The 15,785-nt window shown below is 37.8% G+C and carries 16 protein-coding genes and 1 other annotated feature; of the genes, 13 read left to right on the top strand and 3 right to left on the bottom strand.

Annotation, left to right across the window (positions count from 1 at the left end; translation table 11 throughout):
• The first annotated feature begins 8 nt into the window (after positions 1-8).
• From F4694_RS04880 to F4694_RS04835, 10 genes are all read left to right on the top strand, one after another.
• A complete protein-coding gene (locus tag F4694_RS04880; RefSeq protein ID WP_179595770.1) occupies positions 9-764 on the top strand; it encodes an SDR family NAD(P)-dependent oxidoreductase in 756 nt (251 codons plus the stop codon).
• 49 nt (positions 765-813) lie between these two features.
• Positions 814-1,989, top strand: a complete 1,176-nt coding sequence (locus tag F4694_RS04875) for a CaiB/BaiF CoA transferase family protein (RefSeq protein ID WP_179595769.1) — start codon at positions 814-816, stop codon at positions 1,987-1,989.
• A 20-nt stretch (positions 1,990-2,009) separates the two neighbouring features.
• Positions 2,010-3,176: an acyl-CoA dehydrogenase family protein gene (locus F4694_RS04870; RefSeq protein ID WP_179595768.1), complete on the top strand. Its 1,167-nt coding sequence runs from the start codon at positions 2,010-2,012 to the stop codon at positions 3,174-3,176.
• A 42-nt stretch (positions 3,177-3,218) separates the two neighbouring features.
• Complete coding sequence (locus F4694_RS04865) at positions 3,219-4,100, top strand: HpcH/HpaI aldolase/citrate lyase family protein (protein WP_179595767.1); 882 nt, start codon at positions 3,219-3,221, stop codon at positions 4,098-4,100.
• 53 nt (positions 4,101-4,153) lie between these two features.
• On the top strand, positions 4,154-4,603 hold the full coding sequence (locus F4694_RS04860) for a MaoC family dehydratase (RefSeq protein WP_218895518.1): 450 nt from the start codon (positions 4,154-4,156) through the stop codon (positions 4,601-4,603).
• A 49-nt stretch (positions 4,604-4,652) separates the two neighbouring features.
• A complete protein-coding gene (locus F4694_RS04855) occupies positions 4,653-5,648 on the top strand; it encodes a zinc-binding dehydrogenase (protein WP_179595766.1) in 996 nt (331 codons plus the stop codon).
• Positions 5,649-5,678: 30 nt separating this feature from the next.
• The gene (locus tag F4694_RS04850) at positions 5,679-5,978 is read left to right on the top strand and encodes a Dabb family protein (RefSeq protein ID WP_179595765.1); all 300 of its coding nucleotides are present in this window, start codon (positions 5,679-5,681) and stop codon (positions 5,976-5,978) included.
• Between the two features lie 52 nt (positions 5,979-6,030).
• Positions 6,031-7,560, top strand: a complete 1,530-nt coding sequence (locus F4694_RS04845; protein WP_179595764.1) for a class I adenylate-forming enzyme family protein — start codon at positions 6,031-6,033, stop codon at positions 7,558-7,560.
• A 529-nt stretch (positions 7,561-8,089) separates the two neighbouring features.
• Complete coding sequence (locus F4694_RS04840) at positions 8,090-8,416, top strand: YciI family protein (RefSeq protein WP_179595763.1); 327 nt, start codon at positions 8,090-8,092, stop codon at positions 8,414-8,416.
• A gap of 207 nt (positions 8,417-8,623) precedes the next feature.
• Complete coding sequence (locus F4694_RS04835; RefSeq protein WP_179595762.1) at positions 8,624-8,761, top strand: hypothetical protein; 138 nt, start codon at positions 8,624-8,626, stop codon at positions 8,759-8,761.
• Positions 8,762-8,935: 174 nt separating this feature from the next.
• On the opposite strand, the gene F4694_RS04830 is transcribed toward F4694_RS04835, so the two are convergent.
• Positions 8,936-9,166: a DUF1516 family protein gene (locus F4694_RS04830; protein ID WP_308806296.1), complete on the bottom strand. Its 231-nt coding sequence runs from the start codon at positions 9,164-9,166 to the stop codon at positions 8,936-8,938.
• A 241-nt stretch (positions 9,167-9,407) separates the two neighbouring features.
• Positions 9,408-9,627, top strand: a binding site (T-box leader).
• 55 nt (positions 9,628-9,682) lie between these two features.
• Between F4694_RS04830 and F4694_RS04825 the strand changes: the two genes are divergently transcribed.
• The 3 genes from F4694_RS04825 (at position 9,683) to F4694_RS04815 (ending at position 14,253) form a co-directional block, all read left to right on the top strand.
• Positions 9,683-11,389 carry a 2-isopropylmalate synthase gene (locus F4694_RS04825; RefSeq protein WP_179595761.1) on the top strand — a complete coding sequence of 569 codons (1,707 nt, stop codon included), beginning with the start codon at positions 9,683-9,685 and terminating at the stop codon, positions 11,387-11,389.
• A gap of 192 nt (positions 11,390-11,581) precedes the next feature.
• Positions 11,582-13,396, top strand: a complete 1,815-nt coding sequence (locus tag F4694_RS04820; protein ID WP_179595760.1) for a LysM peptidoglycan-binding domain-containing protein — start codon at positions 11,582-11,584, stop codon at positions 13,394-13,396.
• Between the two features lie 86 nt (positions 13,397-13,482).
• A complete protein-coding gene (locus F4694_RS04815; RefSeq protein ID WP_257029129.1) occupies positions 13,483-14,253 on the top strand; it encodes an NADPH-dependent oxidoreductase in 771 nt (256 codons plus the stop codon).
• 295 nt (positions 14,254-14,548) lie between these two features.
• On the opposite strand, the gene F4694_RS04810 is transcribed toward F4694_RS04815, so the two are convergent.
• Positions 14,549-15,250 carry an AIM24 family protein gene (locus tag F4694_RS04810; protein ID WP_179595759.1) on the bottom strand — a complete coding sequence of 234 codons (702 nt, stop codon included), beginning with the start codon at positions 15,248-15,250 and terminating at the stop codon, positions 14,549-14,551.
• 158 nt (positions 15,251-15,408) lie between these two features.
• The gene (locus tag F4694_RS04805; protein WP_374757407.1) at positions 15,409-15,642 is read right to left on the bottom strand and encodes a hypothetical protein; all 234 of its coding nucleotides are present in this window, start codon (positions 15,640-15,642) and stop codon (positions 15,409-15,411) included.
• Positions 15,643-15,785 lie beyond the last annotated feature (143 nt).

Raw genomic sequence — 15,785 nt, 5'->3', positions numbered from 1 at the left:
GGAAGAGAATGGGCAAGCTTTCTGGCAAAGTTGCAATCATAACAGGTGCAACTGGAGAGATAGGAAAAGGAACTGCTATTAAATTTCTAAATGAAGGTGCAAAATTGCTTCTAGTTGATATAAACGAAGATGCTTTGAAGAAAACGAAAGAAGAATTAGAACTTTATGGTGTAATCCAAACGGTTTTATCGGATGTTTCAAAAGAATCCGATGTAAAGAATTACGTAGATAGCTGTGTTGAACATTTTGGAAGAATTGATGTTTTTTTTAACAACGCCGGAATTGAAGGGAAAGTTGCCCCTCTTGTACAACAAAACCTAGAGGACTTTGATGCGGTTATGAACGTTAATGTACGAGGGGTCTTCTTAGGGTTGAAATATGTTCTTCCCAAAATGATAGCCCAAGGTTGTGGTAGTATCATTGTCTCTTCATCAGTAGCGGGTTTAGATGCCAGTCCAAATCTTTCACCATATATCGCGTCTAAACATGCAATAGTGGGGCTTACAAAATCTGCAGCTATTGAATCAGCGAATGCAAATGTAAGAGTAAATTCTATTCATCCTACTGCTGTCGATTCAAGAATGATGCGCTCTTTAGAAGAAGGTATGGGGGTTAAACAAGATACCATTGCTAAAGGTATACCATTAGGGCGTTATGGAACGACGACTGATATTGCTAATTTAGTCTTATTTCTGGCTAGTGATGAAAGTGCTTTCATTACGGGGGCTCAATATCGGATTGATGGGGGAAAGGGAGCTATGTGAATGTTAGTAAAACGAAATTAATAGATAGGCAATAGAAAGGGTGGGTAAGGTGTTTGAAAACATTAAAATATTAGATTTTACACGCGTATTCTCTGGTCCCTTTTGTACTCAAATGCTTGCCGAACTTGGTGCTGAGGTTATAAAAATTGAGGAGCCAAAAAGTGGGGACGAAACAAGAGGGTGGTACCCGCTTGAACAGAATTGGAGTGGCTATTTTATGGCCTTAAACCGTAGTAAAAAGTCACTTACATTGAATTTAAAAAATGAGGAAGCATTAGAAATTATTAAGAAGCTTGTCAGTACATGTGATGTAGTAGTTGAAAACTTTGCACCTGGTGTAGTTCAAAGACTTGGGATATCCTATGAAGATTTAATAAAAATAAATCCAAATATCATCTACCTTAGTTTATCCGCTTATGGACAGACTGGTCCAAATAAAAACATTAAAGGCTATGATCCGATTATTCAGGCAGATACAGGTGTGATGAGTTTAACAGGAGAAAAAGATGGTCCGCCTGTTAAGACCATGTTCCCAATCGCAGATATTTCTTCTAGCTTATATGGAGCATTTGCCATTGCTGCTGCACTATATAAGCGATCAGTCAGACAGGAAGGTGAATACATCGATATAGCTCTATACGATTCAGTCGTATCATTGATGGGGATTCTTACAGCAATTCCATTTTTTAAGAATGAAATCCCAAAACGTTTAGGTTCAGAACATCCTCATCGTGTTCCAAGTAGAAACTATGAAACTGGTGATGGTACTTATATACATGTTATTTGCAATCATAGTCAATGGCTAAAACTATGTGACGCACTTGATTTAGAAGAAAAATATAAGCAAGAACCATACACTTCTGATTTAGGCAGGCTTGAACAACGTGAGGAAATTGATGGGATCGTCCAACAAGTATTATCGACCAAAGCGGGAAAAGAATGGATCAAAATATTTAATGAAATAGGGGTCCCATGTTCTTTAGTTAATAGTCTAGATCAGGTTTTAAATAGTGAACAAACTAAGGCACGGGAACTTATTGTTAAGTGGGAACAGGATAATTTAGGTGAAGTGCCCGGTTTAAATTTTCCATACAAATTCCTTAACACGACCTCAAAAATCAAAAGTCCTGTTCCAAAACTGGGTGAACATACAAGTGAAATGCTTAAAGAATTTGGATACACACAAAATGAAATTGATAATCTGAGAGAAAAAGGAATCATCTAAAGAAGCGAGGAGGAAAGTGTATGAATTTTGAATTTACGCAAGAACAAGAAATGTTAAGAAAGGTAACTCGTGATATTTGTAAGAATTTTGATGATGAATATTGGAGAACAATCGAAAAAGAACATATTTTTCCAACTGAGTTTTGGAATGCATGTGCGGAAGCGGGATTAATTGGTGTATTAATATCTGAAGAATATGGTGGTGCAGGGCTCAATATTACGGATGCAGTCATTATTCTCATGGAAATTGCGAAGTCTGCTGCAGGAATGGATGGTGCCTCCAGTATTCATTTGTCCATGTTTGGGGCAAACCCATTATTTTATCATGGGAATAAAGAACAGCTACAAAAATATTTGCCAGATGTAGCAAGTGGAAAGCTTCACGTTTGCTTCGGTGTAACAGAACCAAACGCAGGAACAGATACAGCAAGAATCACTACCTTTGCTAAAAAACAAGGCAATAAATACATCGTAAATGGACATAAAGTGTTTATTACAAAAGCACAAAAAGCAGATAGGATGTTGCTCCTTGCAAGAACGACTCCTTATGATGAGGTAGAGAAAAAGACAGATGGCATGTCAATATTCTTTGCTCCTGTCGACAAATCCGCCATTTCAATTAAAGAAATAGAAAAAATGGGCCGTAATGGAATCGACACCAATGAGCTTTTCATTGAGAACCTTGAAATAGACGAGTTTGATTTAATTGGTGAAGAGGGAAAAGGTTTTTATTATCTACTAGATGGCTTAAACCCGGAAAGAATGTTAATTGCTGCTGAAGCAGTGGGTATGGGGTATGGAGCCATAGAAAGAGCAGTAAAATATGCAAATGAACGTGTTGTATTCGGACGACCAATTGGGAAGAATCAAGGAGTTCAATTTCCGTTAGCAGATGCATACTCGCATTTAAGAGCAGCTGAAGCATTAATTTATCAAGCATGCTGGTTATATGAAAATGGCAAGTCTTGCGGTGCAGAAGCCAATATGGCGAAATTACGTGGATCAGAGGCAGGGTTTATGGCAGTGGATTCTGCATTCCAGACTTTTGGCGGTTATGGTTATGCCAAAGAATATAATATTGAAAGAATTTATCGTATGGCAAGACTACCAAGATTAGCACCCATTACAAATGAATTGGTCAAGAGCTTTGTGGCCGAGAAGGTTTTAGGGTTGCCTAGATCTTATTAATTCAGAATATTACGTAAATAATTTTTAAAGGGAGGGAAATGAATGAAACCAATCCGTAGTATGTTATTCGTCCCTGGGTCTAAAGAGAATTGGTTTAATAAAATTCCTCAATATGATTCAGACACGATTATTCTTGATTTAGAGGATAGCGTGCCAAACAATCTAAAAGAAAAAGCAAGAAAAAGTGTTGCACAAGTCATTTCTCCATTAGTAAGTGAGAATCAACGGATTTACGTAAGGATAAATAGGGGACCTTATGGATTTGACATTGAAGATTTAGAAGCAATCATACAACCGGAACTTGAAGGAATCGTATTACCGAAGTTAAATGGTCCTGAGGATGTAGATACCTTATCTAGTATTGTTTCTGAGATAGAACATAAGAAAAATATTAAAATCGGTACAACAAAATTTATTGCTACCTTAGAAACAGCTCGTTCTATCTATTTAGCTTATGAGATCGGGATAAAGGATCGAGTTGTTGCATTGGCTGGAGTTAGTCCAGCCAATGGGGATGTTGCACGTTCGGTAGGTTATCAATGGACAAAGGAAGGCCTTGAAAGAATTTACATAAGGTCACATGTAGTCCTGGCAGCTCGTGCAGCGGAAATTATTCCTATTGGCGGGCTTTGGCAGGATGTTCATGACTTGAGGGGATTAAAGGAAGCTGCGACTATTAATCGACAATTGGGCTTCGCTGGTGAAATGATTGTCCATCCTTCAAATGTCCCAGTCATTAATAAAGTCTATTCACCATCTGAACAGGAAATTGCCCGCTACAAGAAGATGATTGAAACATTTGAAACTGCTTTAAGTGAAGGTGCAGGTGCTGTTTTATTTGAAGGAGAGCATATCGATTATGCTCATGTGAATACGGCTAGGCAGATGCTTAAATTTGCAGATAGCTTCAAAGAAACATCCTAATGAGTTAGTAAGTCTTAGGAATTACCATGAAAAATAAGGCAGGAGTGAGATACATGATTAGTGGGAAATATTTTGAAGAACTTAATATTGGGGACGTTTATGAGCACCTTATAACGCGCACTGTTACTGAAACGGATAATTTGTTGTTTACAACCTTAACCCATAATACGCAGCCTCTGCATTTGGATGCAGAATTTGGAAGGTCCTCCATACATGGAAGCATTATCGTAAATAGTATGTTTACTTTGTCTTTTGTGGTTGGAGTTTCGGTTTCGGATTTAACCCTAGGTACTACTTTGGGAAATTTAGGATATGAACAAATAACATTCCCTGCACCTGTGAGAATTGGAGATACATTAAGGGGAGTAACTGAAGTGGTTGAAAAGCGAGAATCTAATTCTAATCCCAGTAGGGGAATTGTATGGTTCGAACATAGAGGATATAACCAAAAAGGTGAATGTGTATGCAAGGCTAAGCGAGTCGCTTTAATGTTGAGATCATAGTTTTATAGATTTGTTGAATAATATCAATTAGAAGCAGGTGAAATTATAATTGAAGGCATTCGTGCATAGTGGGAAACCAGGTTTTGAGAATACGTATCTTACCAACATAGAAAAGGGTGAACCACAGGAAGGAGAAGTAATAGTTCGCCTTAAAACTGCAGGTTTAAACCACCGTGATAAATGGAATTTGTACCGTAGAAGTGAGAATGCTCCCCCTGTGGTATTGGGGTCTGATGGTGCCGGTGTAATTGAAGAAATTGGGGAAGGTGTAATGAATATCCAAATTGGAGATGAGGTAATCATCAATCCAAGCCTAAATTGGCGGGTAAAAAGTGACTCTCCTCCTGGTAACTTTGAAATTATAGGGGTGCCTGGACACGGAACATTTGCTGAATATATAACCATTCCAGCTACTAACGTAGAACCTAAACCAAGATTTTTATCTTGGGAGGAATCAGGTGTTCTCTCCTTAGCAGCTTTAACAGCTTTTAGGGCATTGTTTACAAGAGGTGGACTTAAGGCTGACCAAACCGTTTTAATTCCCGGAATTGGAAGTGGGGTAGCTACATTTCTTTTATTAATGGCTAAAGCTGCCGGAGCACGAGCTATTGTGACCTCCAGAAGTGAAAAGAAATGTGAGAGGGCTATCGAGCTTGGAGCGGATATGGCAATTAAAAGTGATAAGGATTGGAAGAAAGAATTAGTGAATGAAAAGATTGATTTAATTATTGATAGTGTTGGACCGGCAATTTGGGAGAAAGCCTTATCTGTTCTACGAGTTGGTGGAACACTAGTGAATTTTGGTGCAACAACAGGGGATGATGTAAAAATTAATCTTAGAAATTTATACTTTGGTCAATACAACCTATTGGGTACAACGATGGGAAGTACTGAGGAATATAAGGAAATGCTGAAATTTATCGAAAGATATGAAATAAGGCCTGTGATAGACAAAGTCTTTCACCATGCTGATAGTAAAGAAGCTTTTCTCCATATGAACGAGGGTAGTCATTTTGGGAAAATCTGTATAAAAATAGATTGGTAATGGGTCAATGAAGTGAGGGATGGCAAAATAATGATTAAGCACATTGTTTTATTTAAATTTAGTCAAAAAACAACTAACGAACAAAAGGAAGAAGTCATTTTAAGACTTAAATCATTAAAAGAAGAAATAAACGGAATTATTGATATTTTTGCCGGTATAAATTTTTCACAGAATAATAGTGGTTTTGAAATCGGTCTGGCTGTATTGTTTTCAGACAGAAACGCGTTTGAAAATTATGGACCTCATCCTAAGCACCAAGAAGTTGTATCTTATTTAAAAAAAGTTGGTATGACAGATATTACCATTTTGGATTTCCTAGTCTTGGAATAAACTTTTAACGGGGAATGGTCCTCCATTCAAATTTAAAAGGAGGTTATTAATCATGCTGACTCATGGTGATCACACCATATACACCTATCTTCAGAAGCAAGCAAGAAAACATCAAAACAAGCCTTTTATTTGTTATTTAGAAGAAGAAATTAGTTATATAGAAATGTTAAAAAGAAGTAATCAAACTGCACACTGGCTGCAAAAGCAGGGAATTAGAAAAGGGGATAAAGTTGCTGTCATGCATGTTAATTCCCCCTTGTTTTATGATTTGTGGTTTGGTTGTGCAGCAATAGGTGCCATTTTATTGCCTATTAACACTGCATCAACGGCAAGAGAGTTGGAATATTTTCTAGACCATTCAGATAGTAAGGTTTTTCTATATGATGATTCTCTCATTACAGTAAGCCATTTAGAAATGCTCGATCAGCTGCCTCTAATTATCTATCAAAATCTTTCAAAAGAATGGGTTTCTGAACGTTCCACCTTGGAGGATATAGATCTTCTTATTGATGTTTTGCCCTCTGATGTTTGTGCGATGATGTATACATCGGGAACAACTTCAAAACCCAAAGGTGTGCTCATTACACATGAGAATTACTTATTTGCAGGGCATTCTTCAGTAGTATACCAAGGGCTTACACCAGAGGATCGTTACTTGATTTTTTTACCTTTGTTTCATGTGAATTCACAGTATTATACATCGATGGCAACATTAGTTGTCGGTGGAACAATATTGCTTCTAGAAAAGTTCAGTGCTTCTACGTTTTGGGAGGATATTCAAAAATTAAATCCAACGGTTTCAAGTTTTGTAGCAACCATTATTAAGATTTTACTCGAACTATCCGTACATCCTTATGAAAAAGAGCATAATATTAGACAGGTGGGCTATGGTTTATTTGTGAATAAAAATGATATAGACTCATTTAAGCAACGCTTTGGAATCAAGCTTTTTCAATGGTATGGGATGACTGAATCAATAACAACTAATATTGTAACTCCTTTATATGAGGAAATGCCTGCCGACACGGAAACTGGTATTCTTGCTTTAGGCAAACCAGGGTTAGGGAATGAGATAAAAATTGTAGACGACAACTCAAACGAGCTTCCTCCTTTAACGGTAGGACAAATCATAATTAAAAGCCCATCCTTAATGAAAGGCTATTATAAAAATGAATTAGAGACGAATAAAACACTGAGAAATGGCTGGCTTTACACAGGGGACAAAGGATATCGAAATGAGGAAGGCTTTTTTTGGTTTGTAGATAGGGATAAGGATTTAATTAAAAGAGCTGGTGAAAACATATCATCGTTAGAAATAGAAAATATCCTTTTAAGTTATCCTGGTGTCTCTGATTGTGCCGTTATTAGCGTTCCCGATAAATTAAGAGAAGAAGCCATTATCGCTTACATTTCAACCAATGGAGCTAACATTTCTCAAGAAGAGATCAGATTATATTGTATGAAGGAATTATCTAATTTTAAGATTCCTCAGGAGTTTAGATTTGTTAAAGAATTCCCAAGGACTTCTATTGGGAAGATTCAAAAAAACATTCTCCGCCAAAACTATCATGATGAAAAATGACATGTTTATAAAAGAGAAAGAAAAATTAACTAGATATGCTGCATTTATAAATTAGCCATATAAAAAGAAAGAGTGTTTCATCGTTGGAAGACATCAGTGAAACAATCTTTCTTTATTATTTTAATAAATCAAATCCTATAGGGAGGTTAAACCTAGAATAAAGAGGATAAATAGAACAAGATAGAATGCAATCCATATTATGTGGATTGGACTTTTAAATCCAGTATCTAAAATAATTTCTGACCGCAAATAAGGCAGCACAACAGCTAATTGATTACGCTAATGAATATAGGTATTAGTTGGACACGGTTTTTTTAACATGTTAATTGCTAAAGAGTTACAGAAAAAGGGCTGGAAAGGTACAAGAAAAAGGGATGCAAAGCATTGGAATTGTACGATGTTTTCCTTATTGAATTAACGTGTGCAAGATTGGATATAAATATTTAAAGTCGTTCATAAACCAAATGGTATAAATACAAAAGTTGATAATCATGGAAATATATAAATTCACACTGAAGGAGGATTCGCAATGTCGAACAACATTTCAAGCAATAATTCGGGTAAAATACACTTCATGTTAAAGTCTACTCCGCCAAGAATAACTTTTCATCAGGACATGACTGAAGAAGAAAGGGATATTATGCTACAACACATCGCCTATTGGACTGACAAGCAGAATCAGGGGATTGCTTTGGTTTTCGGACCAGTTCTAAATCCTTCGGCTCCACACGGACTGGCAATTATAGAAGTCGAGGATGAGGAACATGTCCCAAAACTTATCGCAGAAGATCCCGCCGTTATTGGTGGAATAATGACAACGGAATTTTATCCTATGAAAGCAGTTGTTAAGAAATAAAATAATTCCTTAGAAGGAGTTAGCCTCCGTTTGGCTGTACGGACGGGGGCAAGAGAGTTTACGGATCGCTTGCCGGCGGTCCTATTTTTTGTTGAACTAAAGCACGTTTTGGATAGAAAATGGCAACCATAAAAATTTGTGCACCTTTTTTTCCCTCCAGCATATAGTAACTTCTGTGGGTATTTTGTTAGGAAGGAAGTAAGAAAGATGAATATCAATCCAATGATCAAAACAAGCAAAAATGATACTACTACTAACGGAACTGGATTTAAAATTATTGAAATCAATGTAACAGATCCAGCACATAGTTTGTTTTCCGTGGTAACTCCTATTAAAATGAAATAACTTTCAAGAGTGTGTGCCCCACTATAAATTGCCTTAAATAAAGAAAGAGTGTTTCATCGGTGCCAGGCACCAGTGAAACACTCTTTCTTTATTATTTCAATAAATCAAATCCCATTGGGAGTGTAAATCCTAGAGCAAAGAGGATAACAAGAACGAGAGAGAATGCAATCCAGATTACGTTGTTTTCTTTCCTTTTTGTTTCCGGACGATCACCATTTCAAATAGACCAATCATGACGATACCGAGAATTGCTTTTAAATAATAAGATAACGGAATGGAATAGGCTGCAAAGAAGAGCATACCTCCGGTTACGATAATAAGAATGTATGTAGCTCGCAAAACCATATGCCATATTTTAATATTTTTTCCTTTGTTTCGAAGAACAGCAATGATGATGAGTAAAATTAGTGATAATACGAGAATGTTAGGTGTGCGTGTGTCATATACTTACTCCTTTAATAAAATGAATGTTCTTATCTACAAACCTAGTCTAATAGGAAAATATAAAAGGAATCTAAACTAAGTATTAAATTTTTCTTAAATAGATAAATTCAACAAAGATTTTGATAAATTCAAAAAGTTGAACAATAAGTCTTGGAAAGTATCAGAATTTAGTATAAAATAAGGAAAATAAAAATTAAATGATAAAAACACAATGATAGGGAGTATTAAGGATCGTTTATTGTTTAGAGAGCTGTCGGCTGGTGAAAGACAGTCAATAAACTCCCCAACTCGCCCAGGAGTGGTAAGGCTGATATGTAGGTCTTAACGGTTGACAACCGTCACAAAGTCCTAAAGTGGGTTCGTTTGTATCTAAATGAACCAAAAAGAGTGGTACCACGAAGGCAAAGCCTATCGTCTCTTATGAGATGATAGGCTTTTTTATTTTATCTGAACATAAATGAAAAGGTGGTCATTAGAATGAGAAATGTTGAAAAGTATTCAAGAGGTTATTTTATGCCCCCTGTTAAAAGCTTGAAATGGACAGAGAAGGAGTACATAACGGAGGCTCCTACTTGGTGTAGTGTGGATTTACGAGATGGAAATCAAGCTTTAGTTGTTCCTATGAGTCTGGAAGAAAAATTAGAATATTTTCAGTTGCTGTTGGAAGTAGGTTTCAAGGAAATCGAAGTTGGCTTTCCTGCTGCGTCCGAAACAGAATTTCAGTTTTTACGTACATTGATTGAACAGGATTTGATTCCAGAGGATGTTACCGTCCAAGTGTTAACACAATCTAGAGAGGCGATCATTAAAAAGACATTTGAAGCGCTGGAAGGTGTAAACAAAGCAGTGGTGCACCTCTATAATTCTACTTCAGTAGCACAGCGTGAGCAGGTATTTAAAAAATCAAATGAAGAAATCATCGATATTGCCGTAACCGGTGCAAAATTGCTTAAGAAGTATGCAGCTGAAACTCAAGGGAACTTCCAGTTCCAGTATTCACCTGAAAGCTTCACGGGTACAGAGATGGAGTTTGCGCTTGAAGTTTGTAACACTGTACTGGATATTTGGCAGCCTACTGCTGACAACAAAGTGATTATTAATCTTCCAGCAACAGTGTCCATGTCAATGCCTCACGTATACGCGAGCCAAATAGAATTTATGGGAGATCACCTAAATTACCGGGACAATGTCATCCTTTCCCTGCATCCACACAATGACAGAGGAACAGGGGTTGCTGATGCAGAACTGGGTTTGCTTGCAGGGGCTCAGAGGGTGGAAGGTACACTGTTCGGAAATGGTGAAAGAACAGGTAACGTAGACATCGTGACGCTTGCATTAAACATGTATTCACATGGAGTGAACCCACATCTTAATTTTGAGAATATCCGTGAAATTAGAGAAAAGTATGAAGAACTGACAAAAATGAATGTTCATGAAAGACATCCATATGGGGGTGACCTTGTCTTTACTGCATTCTCAGGCTCTCATCAGGATGCCATTGCCAAGGGAATGAAATGGCGTGAGGATGAAGAACGTCAATATTGGACAGTACCTTATCTTTTAATTGATCCAAAGGATATTGGCAGAGAGTATGAAGGTGATATTATCCGTATTAACAGCCAATCTGGTAAAGGTGGTATTGGTTATCTGCTTCAACAGCATTATGGACTTGATATGCCTGCAAAAATGCGTGAAAACTTCGGATATAAGGTGAAAGATGAATCAGACAAAATGCACAAGGAAATTATGCCTAATGAGATTTATGACATATTCAATAAAGAATATGTGAATATTAGTGCTCCGCTTGCGTTTAACAATTACCGTCCTACCCAAGGCGATCATTACGAAACGATTGTATCAATTCGTATAGATAACGAAGTGCATGAATTTACGGGTGTCGGGAATGGAAGACTAGACGCCATCAGCAACGTTCTTCAAACCCAATTGGAAATCCAGTATAAAGATTTGGTCTATAAGGAGCACGCCCTAGAAATAGGCTCCAAATCCAACGCTGTTTCCTATGTGGGTATTACTGCTATGGATGGTACTGTCTATTGGGGCTGTGGTATTGACCCTGATATTATGACATCCTCTGTAAAAGCTTTGTTTAGTGCCGTTAACAACATGGTAACTACTCTCAATGCACCAATTGGAAAAGGTTTCTCTCTAAATAAAAGAAGATAAAAAATGGACTATACAAAGAACCAACAGCAAGAATTTACATGCTGTTGGTTTTTTTATTTCAGTAAGATATGAAACTTTCATCCTGCGGGTGAATAGCATGTAGGCAAAGAGGATTGCCCATGTTGTTCAGTCAGCAGAACTGAAGTTGGGGTAATTCCAGCTAAACGTAATGGATAGATTGGAGGTAAGTTAATGCAGTTATTTTACACAGTCCGTCCTGGGGATACACTTTACCAGATTGCGAGACGCTGGGAGCTCCCGTTAGAGACGCTGATTGCGGCGAATAATCTGACCTCGCCCAACTCTATTTTTGTGGGTCAGCAGCTTTCCGTTCCTCCTGGTGTAGATGTCATTCGTGTGAAACCAGGAGATACTGTTAATCAAATTTCTCAAAATTTTGGAGTTCCAGCTTCGGTTATCATCCAAGCTAATGAGCTTCAGCCCCCTTACGTAATCCAAGCTGGTCAGTTGTTGAAAGTACCACCTGGCTTCCCTTACTATGTGGTCCAGCCTGGAGATACCTTATTCCAAATCGCAAACCGTTTTAACGTAATAACTGGAAGTCAAAGCAACTTCGAGTTAATTATGAAAGTTAATAACCTGTCGTCTACCGTGATTTCACCAGGTATGAAACTCATCATTCCATACGCTCCTCCTGGTGATAGGGGTGTAATTGCTTATACCTCCAATCGAAGTGGTAGCTATGATATTTGGATTTATAATCCTAGTAACGGTGTGAACCAACAAATCACGAATGGATTAGCAGAATCTTATTCGATTCCTTATTGGTCACCTGACAGTACAAAAATCGCCTTTGTTGGAAAAAATGGAATTCTCCACATTCTTAATTTAGTGGATAACAGTATAGCGCAAATTGATCAGTTTGCAGACGGATTAGTTGTTTTTCTCGATTGGTCTCCGAATAGCCAAGAGATTGTTTATACAAAACCAAATGGGTTGGTCATTTACAATGTGATTACTCATAGTGCCCGAATCCTTAATGCTCCTGGTGCAACAGACGCACAATGGTTTCCAAGCGGTACTGATTTGCTTTTTCAACAAGCAAATACCAAAGGAGTAAGCCAGCTTTTTCGCATTAAAACCAATGGAACGGGTAAAGTGCAAATCACTAGAAATACAGGTGGAAGACTTAATAATGTTCGACTTTCTCCTGACGGAACCTATGCTTTATATACAACCCCAGGTGCTAGTATCTCAATCATTTACAGTGTAAACCTGTCAACTGGAAACGTAATAGAAGTTAAAGGAGGACCATTAGCAAAAAATTACTACCCCACCTGGTCACCTGATTCACATAGCTTCGCATTTAGTGCAACTGCGTTTGAAAATCTTGGATATTTCTCACAGATAAGAACAGCTGGAAGACAAGGGATGAACGAAGTTACCAGAGCAATTTCCAATTGCTTTGCTACCCCTGTATCCTGGTCACCAGATAGCAGGAAAATTGCTTATCTTTCTGGATGTAAGCAACAAGGCAGTTCCAGTGAAATCTGGCTGGTGGATTTAACGCATCCCGTTCCAATCCAGCTTGTAGAAGGCGGCTCCATTACCGCATTGGAATGGTCACCATTACCGGTTACTTCTCTTAAAAAAACATACTCCAACTCTGTCTATAAAGTTCGATTCCACTATCCGTCCCATTGGCAACGAGTAAACGATGAAAGATACGAGGGTGAAGACGGTTTCTTTCAAATTTCAGCGATAGCCTCTGATCAATCGATTGAAGTGGTTTGTCAAAATGAAGCCTTTCACCAGCTGAACCCATATGGCACCAAACCGCGCATCCAGCACACTCGTATTGGAAGTCAACCTGCTTGCTTGATTTTCCCGTCCCAAGACCAGCCAGTAGAAATGAACAATCAAGCTGCATTGATTGTACGTTATCCGAATCCAGTTGTAATAGAAGGAACAGAATATCAGTACTTTATTCTGTGGGCCGACCAGAACCACATCATTGAAATGAGCACTTCACTTACATTTCAATGATTACCAAAACGAGTTGCTCTTCCTATAGAGCAACTTTTTTGATAGGGTGAGAATGTGTATTAAATTTAGTTTAAGGATGATTACATATGAGAAAAGAAGAACAACAACTGAATCAAGTAGTTGAAACCATGATGACACATCGCTCAATTAGGAAATACGCTAATCAAGCAGTTTCAAATGAAGATTTGGATAAGATTATTCGTTCTACCCAAGCAGCCCCCTCCTGGGTAAACGGTCAACACGTTACCATCATTTCCATTCAAGATCCTGAGCGAAGAAAGAAAATGGCGGAGCTTGCAGGCAACCAAAAGCATATTATTGAAGCACCCGTTTTTCTGGTGTTTTGTGCAGATTTCCACCGTATCAAGGTAGCTTGTGAAATGGAAGGAATCGAGTTCAAGTCTGCTATCAATCCTGATTTATTACTAGTTGGAACAGTAGACGTTGGTATTGCGCTAGGAAATGCCATAACTGCTGCTGAATCATTAGGATTAGGGACAGTGCCAATTGGGGGAATACGGAGAAGTCCACTAGAATACATTGAACTGCTGAATTTGCCAGAGTATGTCATTCCAGTTTCAGGCTTATGTATTGGCTATCCAAGTGAAACTCCGGATTTGGTACCGCGATTACCAAAGGAAGCTATCTATCATGAAGAAAAATACAAAGAGAATGTACATGAAGAAATCGAGAAGTTTAATCAAATTCATCTTGAAGCAACGAAAGGAAGACAAAGCGGAGGTTCTACCTGGACACAAAGAATGGCTAATTTTTATAAGGACCCATTCTATATAAATGATGGATATAAACACGTAGGAAAAATGCTGAAACAACAAGGTTTTCGAAAAGGTGATTAGATTCTACCCCAGTTTGATGGTGAGTAAAGAACTGCTTTGGTTCCCTTGCTCTTTAAAAATGGGACTTAGGGGAACCAATAAAGAGTTTTGGTACCCTTTCCTAGTAAAAAATGAAGTATAAGGGAATCAAAAGGATGTTTTGGTCCCTTTCCCAGTAAAAAATGAAGTATAAGGGAATCAAAAGGATGTTTTGGTTCCCTTTCCTAGTAAAAATGAAGTATAAGGGAATCAAACAGGCAAGTTCATACTTCTATTGCTACCGGTTATTTTGATTTACGATAATCATTCCCTTCATCTATGACATATTTTGCTTCGCTCTCATGTAGACCTCTTCAAAAGGCTGAATCACCACAAAGCCGTCACCTTCAAATTTCATTTGAATCGACTCACCGCTGCCTCTTCCTAGCAATGTTTTTAACGTAATATCCGTTTGAAAGGTTGGCATCAGATTACCAGACCAGGCGACGGTTGCATTTGGATCCGTAATGACAGGGTTTCCTGGTGTTACTCTTAATGTGATTGGTTCATAATGCGCCGTGAAGGCAATCATCCCAGTTCCTTGACAGCGAACGTTGAATAACCCGCCAGCAAGCATTCCGGCAATTTTTTTCATTAATTTAATTTCCCATTTAATACTAGGTTCAAAGTCTAATAGATCGTTCCCGTTAATATAAATAGAATCATTACTTAAATTGAGGATAATAATTTTCTTTCCACTATCCGCAAGATATAATTTTCCTCTCCCATTGGCCTTCATTAAAGAAGCGCCTTCTCCCGTAAATGCCTTTTTTAATGCAGTCCCGAGACCATGCTCTAATATTCCTTCACGGACAAACTTGATTTCACCGTGATATGCAACCATGGATCCCGCCTTTGCCCAAACCTGTCCGTCTAAGTTTACCTCCAACATCCGTGGCGTCTCCAATTCAAACAAACCTTCGCCTTTATCCTTCTGCTCTGTTTGTTTAATGAATTCTTCAATCGAATATCTGCTCATTATTCCCACATCCTTCCATTCTTTTATTATGTAGCTCATCTTGCTGTGTTTCAATATTTTTATAAAAGAAAACCCACTATATTGATCCTAATCGGACCTGATAGTGGGCTGGTTATTATTCAGCTAAATTGATTTCTAGAATGTTTGCTCCTCCTAATTCATTGTATCTTTTTAACTAGAATGGAGTGGGCATTACCGACTTTTTCTTCTAGATAACTCAAAGAAAAATTACCTGAAGGGTCGGTTAAATCACCAACGGCACGTGAGAGGTTATCTATTACCATTGTTAGGAGTTCTGGCGGCATTTGCACATTTCTAAGATTTACCTCATCCATAATTTCATGAGCTTGCCTTTGAATTTTTCGTAAACGTATACTCTCAGATGTCATCATCCAAATGTCCTCCTTTATTATCATCTGCCAAAAATATATGTAGCAGAAAAAGATTCTTGACAACAATTTAACTATTCAAATAATTTAGCTCGTAAATTAGAAAATTTGATTGACATTGATAATCATTATCAATTATTATCGGA

Source organism: Neobacillus driksii (assembly GCF_013409995.1).
Classification (GTDB): Bacteria; Bacillota; Bacilli; order Bacillales; family Cytobacillaceae; genus Neobacillus; species Neobacillus driksii.
Note: the sequence above shows the minus strand (reverse complement) of the source record. Positions and strands in the feature narration are given on the sequence as shown.